Annotated in this window: 13 protein-coding genes and 1 tRNA gene; 2 read left to right on the forward strand and 12 right to left on the reverse strand. The window is 65.1% G+C overall.

The genetic code is table 11. The features are described 5' to 3' along the window. Positions 1 to 417 precede the first annotated feature (417 nt). The 3 genes from EIM47_RS06580 to EIM47_RS06590 form a co-directional block, all read right to left on the reverse strand. A complete protein-coding gene (locus EIM47_RS06580) occupies positions 418 to 1,917 on the reverse strand; it encodes an FAD-dependent oxidoreductase (protein WP_125076460.1) in 1,500 nt (499 codons plus the stop codon). Then, positions 1,917 to 6,392 (reverse strand): glutamate synthase large subunit, encoded by a 4,476-nt coding sequence (gene gltB, locus EIM47_RS06585; RefSeq protein ID WP_125076461.1) that lies wholly within the window; start codon positions 6,390 to 6,392, stop codon positions 1,917 to 1,919. Before gltB ends, EIM47_RS06580 begins: the two co-directional genes overlap by 1 nt. A 211-nt stretch (positions 6,393 to 6,603) precedes the next feature. Then, positions 6,604 to 6,984, reverse strand: coding sequence for an I78 family peptidase inhibitor (locus EIM47_RS06590; RefSeq protein WP_125076462.1), 381 nt, complete (start codon positions 6,982 to 6,984; stop codon positions 6,604 to 6,606). A 134-nt stretch (positions 6,985 to 7,118) separates the two neighbouring features. Here EIM47_RS06590 and EIM47_RS06595 point away from each other — a divergent pair, with 134 nt between their 5' ends. Continuing rightward, a complete protein-coding gene (locus EIM47_RS06595; protein WP_240626183.1) occupies positions 7,119 to 8,174 on the forward strand; it encodes a DNA topoisomerase IB in 1,056 nt (351 codons plus the stop codon). Positions 8,175 to 8,405: 231 nt separating this feature from the next. Here the strand turns inward: EIM47_RS06595 and EIM47_RS06600 are convergent, their stop codons facing one another. Continuing rightward, positions 8,406 to 8,741, reverse strand: coding sequence for a hypothetical protein (locus EIM47_RS06600; protein ID WP_125076464.1), 336 nt, complete (start codon positions 8,739 to 8,741; stop codon positions 8,406 to 8,408). Positions 8,742 to 8,848: 107 nt separating this feature from the next. After that, a tRNA-Arg gene (locus EIM47_RS06605) sits at positions 8,849 to 8,925 on the reverse strand. A 280-nt stretch (positions 8,926 to 9,205) separates the two neighbouring features. Between EIM47_RS06605 and EIM47_RS06610 the strand changes: the two genes are divergently transcribed. After that, the gene (locus tag EIM47_RS06610) at positions 9,206 to 9,868 is read left to right on the forward strand and encodes a phosphatase PAP2 family protein (protein ID WP_164514554.1); all 663 of its coding nucleotides are present in this window, start codon (positions 9,206 to 9,208) and stop codon (positions 9,866 to 9,868) included. Positions 9,869 to 10,389: 521 nt separating this feature from the next. Here the strand turns inward: EIM47_RS06610 and EIM47_RS06615 are convergent. The 7 genes from EIM47_RS06615 to EIM47_RS06645 all read right to left on the reverse strand — a co-directional run bounded on the left by EIM47_RS06615 (position 10,390) and on the right by EIM47_RS06645 (position 18,625). Further along, positions 10,390 to 11,376 carry an acyltransferase family protein gene (locus EIM47_RS06615; protein ID WP_125076466.1) on the reverse strand — a complete coding sequence of 329 codons (987 nt, stop codon included), beginning with the start codon at positions 11,374 to 11,376 and terminating at the stop codon, positions 10,390 to 10,392. A 130-nt stretch (positions 11,377 to 11,506) separates the two neighbouring features. After that, positions 11,507 to 12,904: a mannose-1-phosphate guanylyltransferase/mannose-6-phosphate isomerase gene (locus EIM47_RS06620; RefSeq protein WP_125076467.1), complete on the reverse strand. Its 1,398-nt coding sequence runs from the start codon at positions 12,902 to 12,904 to the stop codon at positions 11,507 to 11,509. A 49-nt stretch (positions 12,905 to 12,953) separates the two neighbouring features. After that, positions 12,954 to 14,036, reverse strand: a complete 1,083-nt coding sequence (locus EIM47_RS06625; RefSeq protein ID WP_125076468.1) for an NAD(P)-dependent oxidoreductase — start codon at positions 14,034 to 14,036, stop codon at positions 12,954 to 12,956. 32 nt (positions 14,037 to 14,068) lie between these two features. Next, positions 14,069 to 15,301, reverse strand: a complete 1,233-nt coding sequence (locus tag EIM47_RS06630; protein ID WP_125076469.1) for a Gfo/Idh/MocA family oxidoreductase — start codon at positions 15,299 to 15,301, stop codon at positions 14,069 to 14,071. Continuing rightward, complete coding sequence (locus tag EIM47_RS06635) at positions 15,298 to 16,377, reverse strand: Gfo/Idh/MocA family oxidoreductase (protein WP_125076470.1); 1,080 nt, start codon at positions 16,375 to 16,377, stop codon at positions 15,298 to 15,300. Before EIM47_RS06635 ends, EIM47_RS06630 begins: the two co-directional genes overlap by 4 nt. A 48-nt stretch (positions 16,378 to 16,425) precedes the next feature. Then, a complete protein-coding gene (locus tag EIM47_RS06640; protein ID WP_164514555.1) occupies positions 16,426 to 17,466 on the reverse strand; it encodes an acyltransferase in 1,041 nt (346 codons plus the stop codon). Further along, positions 17,456 to 18,625, reverse strand: coding sequence for a glycosyltransferase family 4 protein (locus tag EIM47_RS06645; RefSeq protein ID WP_125076472.1), 1,170 nt, complete (start codon positions 18,623 to 18,625; stop codon positions 17,456 to 17,458). The genes EIM47_RS06640 and EIM47_RS06645 overlap by 11 nt, the downstream gene beginning before the upstream one ends. Positions 18,626 to 18,646: the final 21 nt, after the last annotated feature.

Genomic DNA, 18,646 nt, shown 5'->3' on the forward strand with positions numbered 1-18,646 from the left:
CCGGGAAAACGCCGGGGCGTGGGGGCGTGCGGGGCGGGGCACCCGACTCCCCCCAGCCCCTCCACCCGGTTGGGGAGGGGAGTGCAGTTGCTTAGCCCGGGTAAGCGAAGCGCACCGCGCCGCTACAGTGCCAGGGCGCCAGCGAGGCCTGGCGCGTCGCCACGCGCCGCGACATCACCGCCGGGCCGCGCTTTTGCGTAGCCCGGCTAAGCGAAGCGCAGCCGGGACGCACACGTGGATCTGCGTGACGCAGAGGAATCCACATGGCGGGCGCGCCACCCCGGATGCGGCCCTCGGCCTTATCCGGGCTGCGGACGATACGGGCCACGGCGGCGCGGCTTGGCCGGGGATCCGACGCCCTTACCCACCCCCCCCCCCGGTGGAGGGAGGGAGTTCGACCCCGGGCGGGGCGTTGGCTCAGGCCACCGCTTCGGCGTACTGCGGCGTGCGCACCGGCGGCTGGGCACCCAGCAGTTCGGCGATGCTCGCCGCCGCGTCGCGGCCTTCGGCCACGGCGGTCACGACCAGGTCGGCACCGCGCACGGCGTCGCCGCCGGCAAACACGCGCGGATGCGAGGTCTGGTACGGCAGGCGCTCGCCGCCGCCGGCGAGGATGCGGCCATTGGAGGTGCCCTCGATGCCGAGCTTCGTCATCCACTCGGGCACGGTCGGCGAGAAGCCGAAGGCGATGATCACCACATCGGCCTCGATCACCGACTCGCTGCCCTCGATCGGCACCGCCACGCGGCGGCCGCGCGCATCCGGCTCGCCCAGCTTCGTCTCGACCACGCGCACGCCGGTGACCCGGTTGAGCTCGTCGGTCTCGATCGCCAGCGGCTGGCGGTTGAACAGGAAGCGCACGCCTTCCTCGCGGGCGTTGGCCACCTCGCGCGCCGAGCCGGGCATGGAGGCCTCGTCGCGGCGGTAGGCACAGGTGACGCGCGCCGCGCCCAGGCGGATCGCGCTGCGCACGCAGTCCATGCCGGTGTCGCCGCCGCCCAGCACCAGCACGCGGCGACCGGCCAGGTCGGGCAGCTTGATGTGGTCTTCCCAGCCGGCGATCGGCCGGCTCTGCGTCGTGGCCGGATCGGCGCCGGTGACGATGCGCCCGTTCTGCACCAGGAACGGCAGCGCCGGCAGCACGCCCTCGGCGTCCTGGCCCGGCAGGCCGCCATCGGTGTAGCGGTAGGCGCCGGTGCCGAGGAACACGGCGTCGTACTCCTCCAGAAGCTGCTCCAGGGTGACGTCGCGGCCGACCTCCACGCCCAGCCGGAACTGGATGCCCATGCCCTCCAGCACCTCGCGCCGGCGCGCAATCACCGCCTTGTCCAGCTTGAAGGTGGGGATGCCGAACTGCAGCAGGCCGCCGATCTGCTCGTAGCGGTCGTAGACCACGGCCTGGATGCCGACCCGCGCCAGGCGGTCGGCGCAGGCGATGCCGGCCGGGCCGGCGCCGACCACCGCCACGCGATGGCCGGTCGGCTCCACCGCCGACAGGTCCGGGCGCCAGCCCTGCTCGAAGGCGGTGTCGACGATGTACTTCTCCACCGCACCGATGGTCACCGCGCCGAAGCCGTCGTTGAGCGTGCAGCTACCCTCGCAAAGACGGTCCTGCGGGCACACCCGGCCGCACACCTCCGGCAGCGGGTTGGTGCTGTGGCACAGGTCGGCGGCCTCGCGGATGCGGTTCTCCTGCACCAGCTGCAGCCACTGCGGGATGGCGTTGTGCACCGGGCACTTCCAGCTGCAGTACGGGTTGCCGCAGTCCAGGCAGCGGCCGGACTGGTGGCTGGCCTCCTGCGCGCCGAAGCGGCCGTACAGCTCGCCCCAGTCGCCGGCGGTACGCAGTTCCACCGGGATGCGCCGCGGCATCTCGCGCGGCATTTCCAGGAACTGGAAGACTTGCTTGCGACTCATTACGCGGCCCTCCGCAGGCTGTCGGCCAGCGATTCGATGCTCGCGGCCTTGGGCTTGACCAGCCAGAACTTGCCCACGTAGTCGCGGAACTCGTCCAGGATCTGCTGGGCCCAGATGCTGCCGGTCAGCTCGCGGTGGCGGGTGATCAGCCGGTGCAGGTGCTGGCGGTAGCTCTCGAAGCCCTCCGGGCTGATGCGATGGATGTCGATCAGCTCGTGGTTGTAGCGGTCCACGAAGTCGCGGTCCTGGTCCAGCACGTAGGCCAGGCCACCGGTGAAGCCGGCGCCGAAGTTCAGGCCCACCCGGCCCAGCACCAGCACGCAGCCGCCAGTCATGTACTCGCAGCAATGGTCGCCGGCGCCTTCCACCACCGCCAGCGCGCCGGAGTTGCGCACGGCGAAGCGCTCGCCGGCGCGGCCGGCCGCGAACAGCTCGCCGCCGGTGGCGCCGTACAGGCAGGTGTTGCCGATGATCGGGGTGCTGCGCGCCTCGAACCGCGCACCGCGCGGCGGGCGGATCACCAGGCGGCCGCCGGCCATGCCCTTGCCGACGTAGTCGTTGGCCTCGCCCTCCAGCTCCAGGTTCAGGCCGCCGGCGTTGAACGCACCGAAGCTCTGGCCCGAGGTGCCGCGGAAGTGCAGGGTGAGCGGCGCGTCCTCCATGCCGTGGTTGCCGTGCAGGCGGGCGATCGTGCCGGACAGGCGCGCGCCGATGCTGCGGTCGGTGTTGTGGATCAGGAAGCGGTGGTCGCCGCCCTTCCTGTCGCGGATCACGTCGGCCAGCTGCACGTCCAGCTGGGTGGCGAGGCTGTCCGGCGACTCGTACAGGCGCGCGGCGGCGCAGCGATCCTCGTCGCGCGGGCTGGGCACCAGCAGCCTGGACAGGTCCAGCCTGACGCCCTCGCGCGGCGCGGCCTCGATCTGCCGCAGCAGGTCGGTGCGGCCCACGATCTCGTCCAGCGAGCGCGCGCCCAGGTAGGACAGCCAGCCACGCACTTCCTCCGCCAACAGGCGGAAGAAGTTCTCCACCCGCTCCGGCAGGCCGGTGAAGTGGTCCATGCGCAGGCGCTCGTCCTGGGTGGCCACGCCGGTGGCGCAGTTGTTGAGGTGGCAGATGCGCAGGTACTTGCAGCCCAGCACGATCATCGGCGCGGTGCCGAAGCCGAAGCTGTCGGCGCCCAGCAGCGCGGCCTTGACCACGTCCAGGCCGGTCTTGAGGCCGCCGTCGGTCTGCAGGATGGCGCGGTCGCGCAGGTCGTTGGCCACCAGCGCCTGGTGCGATTCGGCCACGCCCAGCTCCCACGGCCCGCCCGCGTAGCGGATCGAGCTGACCGGGCTGGCACCGGTGCCGCCGTCGTGGCCGGAGACAGTGATCAGGTCGGCGCCGGCCTTGACCACGCCGGCGGCGATCGTGCCCACGCCGGCATGGCTGACCAGCTTCACCGAGACCAGCGCCTGCGGATTGACCTGCTTGAGGTCGTAGATCAGCTGGGCCAGGTCCTCGATGGAGTAGATGTCATGGTGCGGCGGCGGGCTGATCAGGCCGATGCCCGGGCGTGCGTAGCGCAGCCGCGCGATCAGCTCGTTGACCTTGTGCCCCGGCAGCTGGCCGCCCTCGCCGGGCTTGGCGCCCTGGGCGATCTTGATCTGCAGCACCTCGGCGTTGACCAGGTACTCCGGGGTGACGCCGAAGCGGCCGGAGGCCACCTGCTTGATCTTGGAGCGCTTCTCGGTGCCGTAGCGGGCCGGGTCCTCGCCACCCTCGCCGGAGTTGGAACGGCCGCCGAGGCGGTTCATGGCGATGGCCAGCGCCTCGTGCGCCTCCGGCGACAGCGCGCCCAGCGAGATGGCGGCGGTGTCGAAGCGGCGCAGCAGGTCCGAGGCCGGGGCCACTTCCTCCAGCGGCACCGGGGCGTCGGCCGGCTTGAGCTCCAGCAGGTCGCGCAGCGCCGACGGCGGGCGCGAGTGCACCGCCTCGGTATAGGCCTTCCAGTCCTCGGCGCGCCCGGTGCGGGTGGCCTTCTGCAGGCTCATGACCACGTCCGGGTTGTACATGTGGTACTCGCCGCCGTGGACGTACTTGATCAGGCCGCCGACCTCCGGCTTCTTCAGCTCGTTCCAGGCCGCCGCCTGCAGGGCGCGGGCGTCCGCGTCCAGCCGCGCGAACCCGGCGCCGCCCACCCGCGAGGGCGTGCCGCCGAAGCACAGGTCGACCACTTCCTTCTCCAGGCCGACGATCTCGAACAGCTGCGCGCCGCGGTAGCTGGCGATGGTGCTGATGCCCATCTTCGAGATGATCTTGCTCAGGCCCTTGTACAGGCCCTTGCGGTAGCTGCGGCCGATCTGCGCGACCTCGCCCTTCTTCAGTTGCAGGATGCCGCGCCGGCCCATGTCGAACAGGGTCTGGTACGACAGGTACGGATACACCGCAGTGGCGCCGTAGCCCAGCAGGCAGGCCATGTGGTGCGCGTCGCGCGCGGTGCCGGTCTCGATGATGAGGTTGACGTCGCAGCGCAGGCCGACGTTGCACAGGTGGTGGTGGACCGCGCCGGTGGCCAGCAGGGCGTGGACCATCGGCCGCTCCGGCACCGGGTAGCGGTCGGACAGCAGCAGCAGGACGACGCCCTCGCGCGCGGCCTGCTCGGCCTCGCGGCAGATGCGCTCGATGCCGGCCTTCAGCCCCTCCTCCGGCGCGTAGGACAGGTCGATCAGCCGGTTCCTGTCCGCGTACTGCGGCATCTTCAGCAGCTCGCGCAGCTTGCGCTGGCTCAGTACCGGCGAGTTGAGGATGACGTGGTTCACCGTCTCCGGGCCGGCATGGAAGATGTTGGTCTCCTTGCCCAGCTGGGTGTACAGCGACATCACGCAGTCTTCCCGCAGCGGGTCGATCGGCGGGTTGGTCACCTGCGCGAACGCCTGGCGGAAGTAGTCGTACAGCGGCCGGCTGCGTTGGCTGAGCACCGCCATGGGCGTGTCGTCGCCCATCGAGCCGGTGGCCTCCTGCTCGGTCTCGGCCATCGGCCGCAGCACCAGCTCCACCTCCTCGGTCGTGAGCTGGAACAGCTTGTGGTAGCTGCGCAGGGTCTTCTCGTCGAACGGCTCCTCGGCCAGCGACGGATCGATCAGCTCGGTCTGCAGCCAGGTCACGCCCTGGTGCAGCCACTGCTTGTACGGGGCGCGGGTGCGGTTGATGCGGTCCACCGCCTCGCTGTCGAGCAGGTCGCCACGACGCAGGTCGATGGCGATCATCTCGCCAGGGCCAAGCTTGCCCTTGCGCACGATGCGCTCGGTCGGCACTTCCCACACGCCGGCCTCGGAGGCGACGATGAAGTGGCGGTCGGAGGTCAGCATCCAGCGCGATGGGCGCAGGCCGTTGCGGTCCAGGGTGCAGCAGGCGTAACGCGCGTCCATGGACACGATGCCGGCCGGGCCGTCCCACGGCTCGGTGTTGAGCGCATAGAACTCGTAGAACGCGGCCAGGTCCGGATCCTTGAACTCCAGCGACTGGGTCGCCGGCGGCACCAGGATGCGCAGCGCCTGGATCAGCTCCATGCCGCCGTTGACCAGCAGCTCGAGCATGTTGTCCAGGCTCTGCGAGTCCGAGCCGTGCATGGACACGATCGGCTCCAGCTCGGCGATGTCGAAGCGTGGGGTCTTCCACACCTTGCCGCGGGCCTGCGCCCAGCGGCGGTTGCCCTCGATGGTGTTGATCTCGCCGTTGTGGGCGAGCATGCGGAACGGGTGGGCGAGCGGCCAGCGCGGCAGGGTGTTGGTGGAGAAGCGCTGGTGGAAGACGATGGCGCTGGAGGCCAGTTCGGGGCGCTGCAGGTCCAGGTAGAAGCCGGAGAGCTTGTCCGGCAGGACCATGCCCTTGTAGCCGATGGCGTGGGCCGCGAGGGTCACCACGTAGTAGTCGGCGGTGTCGGCGAGCTGCTGCTCGCTGCGGCGGCGCGCAAGGAACAGCGCCAGGTTGAAGCTTTCCTCGTCCTGCCCTTCGCCGGCCTGGACGTAGATCTGTTCGATGAGAGGCAACGTCTGCCTTGCCAGTTCCCCACAGACACGCGTGTCTGTGGGCACAGTCCGCCAGCCGAGGATGCTGAGGCCGGCGCGTCGGAGCTCGTGTTCCAGGGTCTCGCGGCAGCGCTGCGCCAGCGCCTGCTCGTCCGGCAGGAACACCAGTCCGGAGGCGAAGCGCGCGGCGTCGTCCAGGGCGATGCCGGCTTCCCGCGCCAAGGTGCGCAGGAAGGTGTCCGGGCGCCGGATCAGCAGGCCGCAACCATCGCCGGTCAGGCCGTCGGCGGCCACGCCGCCGCGATGGGTCATGCGCGAGAGCGCGGCGATCGCGGTGTCGACGAGCGCGCGCGAGGGCTGGTCGTCGAGCTGGGCGATCATGCCGAAGCCGCATGCGTCGCGCTCGGAGGAAGGATCGTAGAGCCCGTGCGGTTGCTGGTGCCCGTGGCGGTTGCGAAGGGCCATCTGTGCCTCGAGTAAAGCGGGCATCCGGGTGCGTTTTCCCGAACGCTGGCGAGGGCGGCACCGCACAACGTTTCAGTAGAAACGTGCGCTACCCGTTTGCCGCCGGAATACCCGAATTAAGCACAGTTGTTGCGGTGCCGCAAGGTGCCGCGGCGCACGGAAAATACATGCAATTGCAACCTTCGTCCGCGCGCCGCGCGCAGCGGCGTATTCAGCCGCAGCGCAGGGACACGATCTGGTTGGCCTCGTCCACTTCCACGTTCAGGCGCGCGCCGTTGAACTCCAGCGTCACCGCCTGGCCCGGCTTGAGCACGCGCACCGAATCGGCACCGGCATCAGTCCGCGCCTGCTCGACCAGTTCATCGCTGGCGGTCTCGCCGACCAGGCCCTGCACCGGCGCGGCATCGCAGCTGGGCGGCGGCGGCGGCTCGGTGGCGGTCGGCCCGGTGTCGGCGGCCGACTCCAGCGCCTTGCGCGCGGCAAGCAGCGCCTGCTGCTGCTCCTCATCGTCGCTCAGGGTGCCGTTGTTGCCGGCGCAGGCGGCCAGGCCCAGCAGGACCAGCGGAAGCACGAGGCGGGGACGGAAGCGCATGGGCAGTCTCCGGGTTGGAATTCGACGGCACAGGTTAAGGGGCGCGCATTCGCGAAGCGTTAACCGTTGCATGTTGACGCGCCGGATGCGGCCGCCCGCCGAGACTGGCGCTCCCCCAACCCGCGGAAGCTCCCCTGGCCACCCCCGTCGCCGCCGCCGATCCGGAAGCCGCCCGGCGCGATGCCGACCGCGCCGGCCTGGTCTACGTGGCCGACACCGACCCGGGCATCCGCCGCCGCAGGCAGGGCCGCGGCTTCTGCTACCGCGACGCCGGCGGCAAGGTGGTGCGGGACCGCGCGACCCTGGAGCGGATCCGCGCCCTGGCCATCCCGCCAGCCTGGGCCGACGTATGGATCTGCGCCGACCCGCGTGGCCACCTGCAGGCCACCGGCCGCGACGCCCGCGGCCGCAAGCAGTACCGCTACCACCCGGAGTGGGCGCTGCATCGCGGCCAGGGCAAGTTCGAGCGCATCCTCGCCTTCGGCAAGGCCCTGCCGGCGCTGCGCCGGCGCATCCGCCGCGACCTGGCCCTGCCCGGCTACCCGCGGGAGAAGGTACTGGCGATGGTGGTCGCGCTGATGGACCACACCCTGTTGCGGGTGGGCAACGAGACCTACCGCCAGCAGAACCGCTCCTACGGCCTGACCACCCTGCGCAACCACCACATCCGCTTCCTGGCCGGCGGCCGCGCCCACATCTCGTTCCGCGGCAAAGCGGGCCAGCCGCAGGAAGCGGTGGTCGACGACCGCCGCCTGGCCCGGCTGGTGCGCCGCTGCCGCGAACTGCCGGGCCAGTGTCTGTTCCAGTACCGCGACGACGACGGCAACGTGCAGCCGGTGCAGTCCAACCAGGTCAACGACTACCTCCGCGAGACCATGGGCGAAGCCTTCACCGCCAAGGACTTCCGCACCTGGGGCGGCACCGTGGCCGCGATGCGCGCGCTGGCCGCGCTCGAGGCCGCTGCCAGCGAGCGCGAGTGCAATGCCCTGCAGGTGCAGGTGATACGCGAAGTGGCCAGCTTGCTTGGCAACACCCCCGCCGTCTGCCGCAAGGCCTACATCGACCCGCGCGTGTTCGACGGCTGGCGCGACGGCAGCCTGCAACGCCACTGCAGCCGTTGCCGCGGCGACCGCCAATGGGAACAGGCCGCCCTGGTCCTCCTCCGCCGCACCCGCCGCGCCACCGCGTAGCCCGGAAGGGCCGCTGGCCGGATCGTCCCCGTCATCCCGCAGCCCGGATAAGGGCTGCGTGCCGCATCGGGGCAACAAACCGCCAAGCCATCCCGTTCCGGCGAAAGCCCTGGCCCGGATACAACCGCAGGCCGTATCGGGGGCGCGCAAGCCCGCCACGCCAAGCTCCCGCCCCCGTCATCCCGCGAAAGCCGGGGCCCGGCGGCTTCCAAACAGGCCCGCAGCTACCGCTCAACCACACCGCAACGCCGTAATGGCGTTGTTGTCCCCGGTCTCCACCACCAGCCGCGGCCCACCCGCGCCCCCGGTGCCGGGCTCCGGCAGGGTCGCGCTGCCCGCGCGATCGCCTTGGCCCCGCACCAGCACCACCTCGGTGCTGTCGCTGTCGATGCGCGCGCGCTCCACCGTGGTCGCCGAAGCCGCCAGGCCCACCGCGCCGCGGACCATGTCCACGTAGCACTGCCCCGATACCACCCCGTCGATCGGCTCGACATGCTGGGCCAGGGGCGAAGACGCACAGCCGGCCAGGACAAGGCAGGCGGGCAGGGCAAGGAAGGCAAGGCGCATGGTCCGGATCTCCAGGAAAACCGGAACCAGCCTGTCGCCCCGGGCGTCGCCGCCCGATGAAGGCCCCAAAAGCAAAAGCCCCCGCCGCAAGGGCGAGGGCTCGGGTCTGGCGCGCCTGGAGGGATTCGAACCCCCGACCAATGGCTTCGGAAGCCACTACTCTATCCGGCTGAGCTACAGGCGCGTTGTGCAGAACGGCGGCGGATCATGCCGCCTCGGTCACCGAAGGGCGAAGCCCCCGGAACCGGCACCCGGCCATGGGCCAAGGGTGCGGTCGCGCATTGTAGCGGAAATCCCGCCAGGCGCTCAGGGGGCCGCGGGATGCCCGCGTATCGAGGCGCGGCCCGATGAACGTAAGCCCCTCCGAGCTTCCGGACCACCCCGGCCCATGCGATGCTGCAGGTGCACATGGAAAGGCACATGCATATCCCGAGCAGTCATCTCATCCGCCGAGGCACCCACTGATGAACTGGCAGTGGTTCGTCGCCCCCGGCAGCGCCCTCTATCTGATCCCCCTGGCCGCATTGGCCGGCATCGCCGTGATGCTGCGATCCCCAATCGGCAGGCGCCCGGTCCTGATCTGGTGGAGTGCGATCGCCATCGCCTGCCTGCTCACCGCCGCCAGCAAGATCGCCTTCTACGGCTGGGGCACCGGCATCCGCGCCTGGGACCTGACCTGCTTCAGCGGCCACACCGTGATTTCCTTCGCGGTCTGGCCAGTGGTGGGCATGCTGCTGGCCCCGCCCTCCTATCGGATGTGGCGCCTGGTGGGACTGCTCGCGGGCGTCGCACTCGCAGGTTTGATCGCGTATTCGCGTATCCCGTTGGGGGCTCATCCCCCGTCGGAGGTTCTTGCTGGACTCATACTCGGGGGCGCCGCCGCCGCAGTGAGCATCCGGACCTTCCGGGATGAGCGCTTCCCAAGTCTCTTCGTGCCCATCACGGCACTGGTCTTGGCCTTGACCATCACCGTCCCGGCGACGCACCTGCTGCCAGTCCTGCCAAGCGAGCGATGGTTCGCTCATATCGGGATCACCCTGTCCGGCCGGCCAGCCCCGGTGAACCGGAAAAAGTGGAAAGATGTGATCGTTACCACTTATTCACACCGCCTTTACCTGCGAGGATAGACCCGCGAAGGGGGCTTCGCGTCGCTAGGGGGGACCTACCATGCTGATGTTCGTTGCAGGCGTGTTGTGTGGTGCGTGTTTCGGAGCGGTTGCACTAGGGATCTGCTACTCGTCCATCTCGTCGACCCCGGTGCGAGGGTCCATACGCTAAGTCCGGCGAGTCGTCGATTATCGTCCGGTGTAATTTCCGGACGCTTGCTTGTCTCCGGCGGGGGCTCGTGGACACCCGAGCCCCCGCCTTCATTTCTCCTTAGGAAGCACGGCTCTGCCTATGCTGTAACCCGGCGGCTGGGTTCGAGTCCCAACCTTGATTCCAACATTTGGAAGTTTAATGTGGCCACGCCGCGATGATACCGAGCGGCCAAGAGGCCTTCCCTGCATTCGCAGTGTGTCTCGCGATCAGCCTCGCTATCAGCGCACATGTTGCCAGGGAGGCCCCTCCGGGCTGCCTGGCCACTGAAACGTACGTTCTTCAGGTTCCCCGACTGGGTAGGGCTGCATGCCGGTGCGGCGCCGGGCTGTCAGAGGACGAATGAAAGCTTCTTGCTCAGCTTGATAAGCAGCACGGATGCCGCTGCCGAAAACAGAACTGCACCTAAGAATGCCGCATGGCTCTCGTGCGCAGATAGCACCATCAGGAACAGCGGATGCACGAAGAATATTCCGGAAGAAAGCTTGGCCAGGATGCGGCTGTCCCAATTGCCACCAAGCTTGAGCGTGGCTATGAACGCGGCAGGACAAAACAGCATCAAAGAGGCGAGATTGTCGAAGCCCAACAATCCAACGCCTTGTTCGAAGTTGCGCAGGGATTCGGCGATCAGTAAGACCAATCCGGCTGCCACGGCGACGATTACCTGTCTCCCGCCGATGTTCCGATCAACGTCGCAGGCCCGGATGGCCATGCCAAGGAACATGAAGGGATAGGCGAATAACAGCGCGTTGCGATGTGACCAGTTTGCGTCGAGGATTCGATCAATCGTCCCGGCGTAGACATCGAGCGCGCCAGCGTACTGCACCCCTACACCAACCAGGAACAAAGCCAGGGAAATCAACGCCTGCGCATACAGGGGAGCGCCGCGCGTCGCATAGAGCACGATCCCGCCGCCCGCCATCCCCACGATGTACCAGAGATGGTGGTAGCCGAATATCATCTTCTGTGCCGTTTGGGCGATTCCAAATGGCGAAACGTCCAGCGGCAACGCCCAGAAGGGGGCATAAACAAGCATCCAGAACGCATAGAGGGAGAGCACGCGCGTAAGCCACTTGCGCAGGTTTCCGCCCCGGAGCGCCGCATAAAGGTAATACCCGTTGATGAGCAGGAACAGGGGAACCGCCACGCGAAAAATGCCGTTGACCAGCACATAGCCCAACTTGGGGCTGAAATCCTCCAGCAGCCGGGCATGAAGTCCGACTACCATGACTGCCAGCGCAACTTTCAGCACATCAAGGGCAGCATTTCGTTGCGTGGAAGCAGGAGGGCTTTGCGGCCGAGAGGTGTCTTCCTTCACCGTGTAGTTCCGTTGCAGAGAGGATTACGGCCAGGGCGTGGGCAAGAGAATTGAAGGCTCGCGCCACAGCCCAGACGGGAGCCCCCACGAAAGGGTGGTGCTCCCTACCCTGGTTAGGTTCTGATGGGTCTTACCTGCGTCCGTAAACGTCCTCGAACCGGACGATGTCATCTTCACCCAGGTAACTGCCGGACTGGACCTCGATCAGCTCAAGTGGGAGCTTTCCCGGGTTCCGGAGGCGATGCGTGACGCCAAGCGGTATATAAGTGCTCTGGTTCTCAGTCAGGAGCAGCACCTTCTCACCACAGGTAACTTCGGCCGTACCGCTGACGACGATCCAATGCTCTGCGCGGTGGTGATGCATCTGCAGGCTAAGTGCGGCGCCGGGCTTTACGGTGATGCGCTTGACCTGATGGCGGTCGCCCATGTCGATGGAGTCGTATGCGCCCCACGGACGGTAGACCTTCCGGTGCAGGCAGGCCTCGGTACGTCCTTGGTTTTTGAGACGGGCAACAATTTCCTTCACTTCCTGGACGCGATCCCTGTGGGCAACAAGGACGGTATCGTCGGTGTCCACGACAACGATGTCCTCCAAGCCCAGCATCGCAACAAGACGACCATCTCCCCACGCAAGCGTGTTGCGGCAGTCCAGCGCAATTACATCACCATGGTGGGCGTTGCCGTCTCCATCTTGCTCGGCGACCGACCACAGCGCAGCCCAGCTGCCAACGTCATTCCAGCCAACATCCAGCGGCAGTACCGCTGCGGCGCTGGTTTTCTCCATGACTGCATAATCGATCGAGTCAGATGGACATTCGCCGAAGGCAGTCTTCTCAAGTCGTATGAAGTCCTCGTCGTGACTGGCACCTTCCAAAGCGCCCCGGCAGGCCCTCAACATCGCGGGATTCAGTCGCTCCAGCTCAGCCAGGTAACGGGACGCCTTGAACAGGAACATGCCGCTGTTCCAATAGTAGGTACCCTTGGCCACGTAAGTGCGGGCCGTTTCCAGGTCAGGCTTTTCCACGAACTGCTCGACCGGACGTACGCCATCACCGGGGGCGGCTTTGATGTAGCCATAGCCGGTTTCCGCGCCCGTCGGAACGATGCCGAAAGTGACCAGTCGACCCGCTTCGGCAGCGTCTGCAGCGACACGAACCGCGTCACGGAAGGCCGCTTCGTCCTGGATCACATGGTCGGATGGGAGCACCAGCAGAAGTGGATCCTCACCACTGGTCGTCGCATGGAGGGCAGCCACTGCGATGGCGGGAGCGGTATTGCGCGCCACGGGCTCAAGCAGAATCGCCCCCGGCTTGCACCCGGCTTGGCGCAACTGCTCTGCGACCATGAAGCGGTGCTCCCCATTGGCAACGACCAAGGCAGGGCCGCTGGCGAGGGGCGCGATCCGCTGCCAGGTGGCCTGAAGCAGGCTGGCCTCGCCGACAAGCGGCAGGAATTGCTTGGGATAAGCCTCGCGGGAAAGTGGCCACAGGCGGGTCCCGGAGCCGCCGGAAAGAATAACGGGGATCATCAATGCACCTTATGTGAAGCCAATGGTTGGAAAGCAGGAGATCGATGCACTAGCTCCATTCCTGCGGACAATCATTCCGCCAGTCGCGCATGGCGCCCTGGAGATCGTAGAGATACTTGTAGCCGGACTCCGCGAGGAAGCCAGGCAAGATATTGTTGGAGCGCACAAGCTTCCGGATTCGAACCGGACTGAAGGGGTGGTTGATCCCCAACGGACGGGCGAATGCTTCGATCAGGTACGAAGCACCCAGCAGGAGGGGGTACGGGACGTTCGGAACGAAGCGCCTGATCCCCGCGACCTCGCAAACAGCTGCGACATACTCGGAGATCGACGGGCCTGGATTCATCGAGCCATTGAAAAGCAGGACCCCCTTCCCCTGCCCGACCTGCAGCTGGTGCACCCACCACATCGCATTGCAGAGCTCCTTGACATAGATGCCAGCCTTGCGGGTCGTGCGGTTGGCCATGTAGAAGAAATAACCCTTGCGAACGGCCTTCACGAGACGGGTTACGTTTCCGCCCTCACCCGGCCCGAAGACAACCCCTGGCCTGGCGATGACCAGCCTGCGTATCGAGGGATCTCTTGCCTGCCAGACAAGGTGGATCTTCTCCGCTGCAAGTTTCGACGCGCCGTAGGCAGTCACAGGTACAGGCAAGGTCTTCTCGTTCTTGACGTCCTCACTGACGCCGTACGGCGAAATCGAGGAGGTAAAGATGATGTTTTCGCAGGCCACCTCCTCAGCCCAAGCGGTCACATTCTCTGCGCCGTAGAGGTTGGTCTCGAAGTACTCCGCGTCCTTGTGGCCGGGCTCTCGGTGGACGGCCGCGAAGTTGGCGATCAGCCCAACTTCTTCCGAAGGACGCCAGGTAACCGGCTTGCGCACATCCCCTTGGATGTAAACAACCCGCCCGCCGTGCTTTCCGAGGAGCTCTTTGCGATATGGGAAGGGCTTATCGATGTAGGACTCCAGGTCGTAAAGGTAGACCGTGGAAAACTTACCGCTCCGCAAGAGGAAGTCGGCAAAGAAGCAGCCAATAAATCCTGTGCCGCCGAAGATCACTGCGCACGACATAAATTGCACCAATAACTCTGTGGGGGGTGATAGTTGAGGCCCGGAAAATCTGATTTTCACCAGACCTGCTTAGGTGGTCAGATCGACGTTACTCAGCGCCGGATACTTCCGGGAATCGGTCCAAGTGGAGCAAAAGTCGTGCTCGGCTTCGCGGCAATGCCATCCGGTCCGGCGCCTTGGATCATCAACGTTAGCTCGTTGATGTGCATCATGAAGTCTGGAGAGAGGTACGGCCGCTGCCCCTCGGCCAAGGCGCGCGCCATCTCCGCGATCCCGATCAGTTTGTCCTGCGCGTAGACCTCCCGGCGCCTGAGCCACTCGACGGCGCGCTGCTTCAGGGATGTGCGCATCTGGTGGTCACCTTCGACTGCGGCTGACTTCCAATGCTTGACCAAAGGCAGCTTACGCCCGCCGATGCCAAACAGTCGGCCGAGGTTTGGGTGCGCCCTCAGTGTGTGGAACTTCCGTGCGCTGAGTGTGCCCTTGGTGAACTTCTCCAAGTACACGGGCGACTGGTAGTGCCTGTAGCTGTCGGCTGAAACTTCTCCCCTGTCGCCTATGACCCTCATGCGATGGTCGCGGGGGGCGACGACGCTGCACGTGATGCGTGCCGTCGCGCCGTTCGCGAACGCGAGGCACGCAACGGAGTAGTCAGGAGTTCCGACCTTTGGAGGCAAGCCGACCATCTTGTTCTCGATGAGCTCGCTGGAGAAGGCAGTGACCGACACAGCTGGGCCGAGCAGTGCGCAGATCCAGACCAGGTGGTAGCCCACGTGCTCGTAGGTACAACCCTCGTAGATCTCCTCCTCCAAGGGCCACGGTGCGTCGGTGGGGCTCTTGACCGATTCGAAGTCCATCAGGTGGATGGGGTTGTCATCTAGCTCGGCATATACGAGGAGAGGCTTGCCGATCTGGCCGTCCTCCACTGCCTTGAAGATAGTGCGGACAGTGTCACTGTAGACATTGCATGGGGCTGCGTAGAACATCAATCCCCGGGACTCTGCCAAATCAAACAGTTCCTTTGTCTCGTGCACCGTCTTGGTGATCGGCTTTTCGGAGTAGACGTGCTTCCCCGCCTCGAGCGCAAGCTTGCTGACCTGGTAATGGGAGCCGATATTGGTCAGATTCACTACCATCTGAACCTGATCATCCCCAAGAAGCTCTTCATAGCTCGCGTAAGCGCGGAATCCATAGTGCGCGGAGACCTTGCGTGAGCGCTCGGGCCGGATGTCGAACACACCACGCACATGTAGTTCGGGATGTGCCCGGATCGTCCGCATGTAGATATCGAAAACGAAGCCGCAACCAACAATAGCAATGTTCATGGGGACGTCCCTGATCCGGAAATAATCTTTCGCACCTGCTCTACGGAAGTCGCAACCGAAATACTGTCGTCGAGCGGCATGGTGGCGCTCTCGACCTGTCCGGCCCGGACACATCGGACCACTTCCTCGATCTCATGTATGAACCCGTTGCCACGATACCGGTGGCGAAAAACCTTGCCTGAGCGACGAGTGCCTATCCCTAGTGCCTGGGCGACACGGTGAACCGTGCTGCTCTCCTTGATCCGGGCTTTCAGGCCAAATCCGGCGCCGGGCGTTCCGATTGGTTTGCATTGCCATGCGCAGAGTCCAACAGGCCGAATGATTGGTCCATGGAAGCCAAGCATGCCGTGCGTGCCCATCACCTGGAAGTCATTCGGTGCCCACGCTCGTATGCTGGTGTAGAACGAACCAATGACCCCTCCGGGGTAGCGCAGCTGAATCGCGATATCCTCGTCGACACCCGTAGATCCGAGCTGGCCTGTGGCCATAAGTGATTCCGGCGATCCGAACAGCCACTGCGCAAGCGAGAGCGGGTAGACGCCAAGGTGGGCCAGCGCGCCTCCCGACCTGCGCGGATCGAAACTTCCGCTCGCTGGATCAACCGCCTTTGAAGTTCCGAAACTTCCCGACACCAGATGCGGCACGCCGATTCGGCCGGATGCAATCGCATCCTTCAATGCGAGAGAAGCAGGAAGAAACCGTGTCCACATTCCCTCCATTGCGAAGACAGACGCGTCCCGTGCCGCGCCGGCCATCTCCATGGCTTCCACCCGGCTGGTAGCAAACGGCTTCTCTACGAGCACCGGGATGCCCGCTGCGATGCATAGAAGCGCGTGCTTGTGGTGCTCGGAGGGGGGGGTCGCGATATAGATCGCATCTACTCCCCCCTGGCGGGCGGCCTCTGCATATCCCTCGATTGCCTTGGGAATGCCAACCCTGCCCGCAAAGTCATTGGCGGTTTGCGCGCTTCGGGAAGCCACGAACTCAACCTTCATGCCCGGCGCCGCGGCCACGGCGGCCGCGAACTTTATCGAAATGGCGCCTGTGCCGAAGATGCCCCAACGGAATTCGCTCATTTGATGTGTCCTGCTAGGTGATATCTGGAATCCATTCGCAAACAGGCATCACGCTGTCTGGCTGGCAATGCGCGCCTTGCTGGGGAACCACCTTCGCGCGAGCTTGATCAGGGGGATCTCGAGATACAGGTAGACGAGGTGGCTTACACCGAAGACCGCGACCGCGGTAGCCAGCCAAAAAAGGGCTTCCAGCCAGGTTCCATGTCTCGAAAGACCTGCATAGGCGAACACTATCCCGGCGGCCTTCAGTACGAAAGGATGGAAGAGGTACATCGAATAGGACGAATCGCCAAGTTTCTCGAGCCACCTGAGCGGGAGCCTCCGCAAGCGCTCTTCGTACGAGACGGCGCCGTAAACGAGTAGCGCCGCCGGCAGGCCAGCCGTCAAGAAGCGTGCATCGGGGAGTGTCTGCACCAGCGCCTCCTGGAAGATCAATCCAGCGGCACCAAGCGCCATCAGGACTGGGGACCATAAGAGAGGGCCGAACTGCCAATACAGGAGATAAGCGGCGATGCCATATGAGAACTCGACGACTATTGGGCTGGGCCAGAAGAACCCCAAGCTTTGGGCGAAGCCGAGGACCGCGACGAGCAGCAGTGCCGCCGCGAATCCCAGCGCCTTCGTGGTGGCCAGGAATGAAAGCGAGAAGACGGCGTAGAAAAGCATCTCATAACTAAGCGTCCAGCCATTTGCTATTAGGAAACGCTCGCCCTCGCCTGGAATCAGGAAGAAGGACTTCCACACAGCGGTATCTCCGCCGCTTGAGTTAACGGAACCGGGGGAGGCAAGGAAGATTCCAAGCGCGACGAGGCTTAGTACCCAGTAGAGCGGCATGATCCGAACAAAGCGGCGCCGCCAGAAATCAGCGAGACTAGCGGCGCCCTGCAGGCTCTTTGCGAAGATAAACGACATTATAAAGCCGGAGATGACGAAGAATACGTCAACACCGGTATAGCCGTGGTGGTAGAACCCGAGTATATGGTTCCCAACCTGCTCGGACTTGTCGCCTGTGTGCTCGAAAAGGACCATGGCAGCGGCCAGTGCCCGCAGGTACTGCAGGGAAACTATGCTTTCGGATTTACCGGACATCTTCTGATCCTCGGGGCTTGGCGGTCCCTGCTTGAATCGGGATCCCATCCAGGATCCTGTCGACATGCTCGTCCCAGGACAGATTCCGCAACGCGAAATCTCTCGCACTTGCCCCAAGTCTCTGGCGAAGCTGCGGGTCGGTCAGCAGCTCTCTTAAAGCCGCTTTCAATGCCACTGAGTCCAAGCCATCGACAACCAAGCCGCGAACCCCGTCCTTGACGAACTCTTTGGGGCCGCCGGCTTCTCCGGCCAGCACCGCACAGCCAAACGACATGGCATCAGCAATCACCAGCCCGAAACCCTCAAAGTCATTGCCCTGACCCACGTGAGTTTGCGGGTGGAGGAAAACATCGCACCACTTGTACAGCTCAGGGACATCCGCATCCTCGACGTAACCTAGGAACCTGACCTGCTCCTCGAGGCCGGCATCTGCCACGGCCTGGCGTAGATCTTCGAGCATCGGGCCCCGGCCACCTATCCAGTACTCAAAATTTGACAGCCCCTCCGCGCGAAGTTCGGCCAAAGCGGTAATGCACCCTTGCACATTCTTGCGGGGGACCAGACGTGAGAGTGAAAGCAGCCGCACAGTCGTGCGGCCGTTATCTAATCGCCTCTCATGCGCGCGGGCCTCGGTCGGATGGGTAATTCCATTAAACGCAACAACCCATTTCCCGTTGGGATTTGCGCCGTGGAGCGCCGCGCGCGCAATTCCCATTGTGGCGGAGGACACGGTTACGACCACATTCGCCCTTCGCAGGACTTCGATCATGGGGCGCTTTAGAAAGAATGGATAGTTAAGAACCTCACGTCCATGCACAGTTAATATGAGGGAAGTGCGTCGGCTAAACATCAGTGCAGCTAATGCCGGACGCCAAGTAGTGGCGTGGATAAATTCAAACGACCGCCTGCATAGCAGGTTGGCGCACTGCCAAAGCATTCTGGCGAACGCAACAGGCTGACTTACGCGGCCTGTATTGTACAGGCGTATTCTTCCTTCCGAATAAGTAACCTCACGCCACCCTCGTTCGCCAAATGTCTTCGTAATCACGATAGGAATAAGACCCTTCCTCAAATAGGCGCGCGCCACCTCTTCAGAATAAGTTTCCACGCCGCCAGCAACGGGGGGGTATCCCATCGCAATTATCAAAATATTAGACATATACGATAACTATGTTATGAA

This window comes from Pseudoxanthomonas sp. SGT-18 (assembly GCF_003931645.1).
Lineage (GTDB): Bacteria > Pseudomonadota > Gammaproteobacteria > Xanthomonadales > Xanthomonadaceae > Pseudoxanthomonas.

What these genes read in the sequence shown, in the direction of transcription:
- EIM47_RS06600 (WP_125076464.1), bottom strand. Translation starts at nt 8,741, where the DNA reads ATGCGCCTTGCCTTCCTTGCCCTGCCCGCCTGCCTTGTCCTGGCCGGC.
- EIM47_RS06590 (WP_125076462.1), bottom strand. Translation starts at nt 6,984, where the DNA reads ATGCGCTTCCGTCCCCGCCTCGTGCTTCCGCTGGTCCTGCTGGGCCTG.
- EIM47_RS06630 (WP_125076469.1), bottom strand. Translation starts at nt 15,301, where the DNA reads ATGAACATTGCTATTGTTGGTTGCGGCTTCGTTTTCGATATCTACATG.
- EIM47_RS06635 (WP_125076470.1), bottom strand. Translation starts at nt 16,377, where the DNA reads ATGAGCGAATTCCGTTGGGGCATCTTCGGCACAGGCGCCATTTCGATA.
- EIM47_RS06645 (WP_125076472.1), bottom strand. Translation starts at nt 18,625, where the DNA reads ATGTCTAATATTTTGATAATTGCGATGGGATACCCCCCCGTTGCTGGC.
- EIM47_RS06610 (WP_164514554.1), top strand. Translation starts at nt 9,206, where the DNA reads ATGAACTGGCAGTGGTTCGTCGCCCCCGGCAGCGCCCTCTATCTGATC.
- EIM47_RS06620 (WP_125076467.1), bottom strand. Translation starts at nt 12,904, where the DNA reads ATGATCCCCGTTATTCTTTCCGGCGGCTCCGGGACCCGCCTGTGGCCA.
- EIM47_RS06580 (WP_125076460.1), bottom strand. Translation starts at nt 1,917, where the DNA reads ATGAGTCGCAAGCAAGTCTTCCAGTTCCTGGAAATGCCGCGCGAGATG.
- EIM47_RS06640 (WP_164514555.1), bottom strand. Translation starts at nt 17,466, where the DNA reads ATGTCCGGTAAATCCGAAAGCATAGTTTCCCTGCAGTACCTGCGGGCA.
- gltB (WP_125076461.1), bottom strand. Translation starts at nt 6,392, where the DNA reads ATGGCCCTTCGCAACCGCCACGGGCACCAGCAACCGCACGGGCTCTAC.